The organism is Stenotrophomonas sp. P5_B8 (genome assembly GCF_054049855.1).
Window position 1 is genome coordinate 1 of sequence record NZ_JBFULO010000637.1, and the last position, 1,578, is coordinate 1,578.

A 1,578-nucleotide genomic window follows, 5' to 3' on the forward strand; every position below is an offset into this window, starting at 1 on the left:
GAAGCCAGTGTCGGATTACAGGATCGAGCAAATCGTCTTCATTGTTCACCGGCGCTCCGAACAGTGATTCGAAGAACTGCGTGTTACAGGCCCACCCTCCAGACGGGGATCAACCTCTTCCTGATACGTTTGGTGCAATGGTCGCGAGCTTGCATTGGCCCTCGCCTCTGCTTAGAGCACGGCTGCGCTGACGCGTGCCATCGCTCGGTGCGGTTTAGGGATTTTTTGTACAGACCTCGGCTATGACTGCGACGGCCAAGTTCCCTGAACGCGCGCTTCATTCATATACCGCTCAGTTCAATATTCAGGGTCGATTAGATCGCGTAACGGATAATTCACACCTGTCGACCGTCCTTCTCTCCCCTCCCCGGAGGGGCGGTCGACGAAACCAAAATAATTAAAGGTGTGTCCCGATATGAAGACTTCTTTGCTTGCCCTAGGTCTGCTTGCTGCCCTGCCGTTCGCTGCTTCGGCAACCGATGGCCTGTCGTACAACTATGTCGAAGGCGGCTACGTGAACACCGACGCCAAGGGTGGCGACGCCGACGGTTGGGCGGTGAAGGGCTCGGTCGCCGTGGCGCCGAACTTCCATGTCTTTGGCGACTACAACGTGCAGGAAACCAAGCGCGGCAGCAATGACGTGGACCAGTGGAAGGTGGGTGTCGGCTACAACTACGGCATCGCCCCGACCACCGACCTGGTGGCGCGCGTGGCCTACCAGAAGTTCGATCCGAAGCACGGCCTGGACTTCAACGGCTACTCGACCGAAGTGGGCGTGCGCAGCGCGTTCACCCCGAACATCGAAGGCTACGTGATGGCCGGTTACGAGGATTACAGCAAGAAGCACGGCATCAACCCGGACGGCGAGTTCTACGGCCGCGTTGGCGCCCAGGCCAAGTTCAACCAGAACTGGGGCTTGGCTGGCGAAGTGAAGCTGGCCAAGGGCGGCGACAAGGAATGGTTCGTCGGTCCGCGCTTCACCTGGTAATACCGGAACACCGCGGTACGTTGTTGGATGGCGCGGTCTCTCTCCCCTGCGCCATGAAGCCCGGTTTACGCCGGGCTTCACTTATGCAAGGCCGCCGTGTTTTTTGCGGACGGCAGCCGACCATCGGTCGGCTCTACCCCCTATGGCGACACCCTCGTCGGTACGCCACGCAGAAACCCGGCCTTGTGCCGGGTTTTTGCGTTTCCGGGGTGGGCCCACCTACAAAAACCCCGGCACTGGGCCGGGGTCTTCGTGGATCATTTGAACAGCGTGTCCGGATATTCCGGCTTCTGCTCGCGTGCCAACAAGGCACGCAATCCCTCTTCCGGCGTCTGCTCGCCGTGCAGTACCGCCCGCACCCGATCGGAGATCGGCAGGTCGATGCCGTGGCGGCGGGCCTGGCGCATGACCTCGTCGGCGGTCTGCACCGACTCGACCACCTGGCCGATTTCGCGCACCGCATCCTGCAGCGATTGGCCGCGTCCCAGCGCCAGGCCGAGGCGACGKTTACGCGACAGATCGCCGGTRCAGGTCAGCACCAGATCGCCCAGCCCGGCCAGGCCCATCAGGGTCTCGGGCTTGGCCCCGAT

Annotated in this window: 2 protein-coding genes; one reads left to right on the forward strand and one right to left on the reverse strand. The window is 61.7% G+C overall.

Annotated features, from left to right (window positions below; genetic code table 11):
* The first annotated feature begins 415 nt into the window (after positions 1–415).
* Positions 416–988, forward strand: coding sequence for an OmpO family porin (locus ACXJKH_RS20245; RefSeq protein ID WP_457322046.1), 573 nt, complete (start codon positions 416–418; stop codon positions 986–988).
* Positions 989–1,245: 257 nt separating this feature from the next.
* Here ACXJKH_RS20245 and ACXJKH_RS20250 read toward each other — a convergent pair.
* Positions 1,246–1,578, reverse strand: a 333-nt coding sequence (locus ACXJKH_RS20250) for an NAD(P)H-dependent glycerol-3-phosphate dehydrogenase (protein ID WP_457322048.1), incomplete at its 5' end; no start/stop codon positions are given.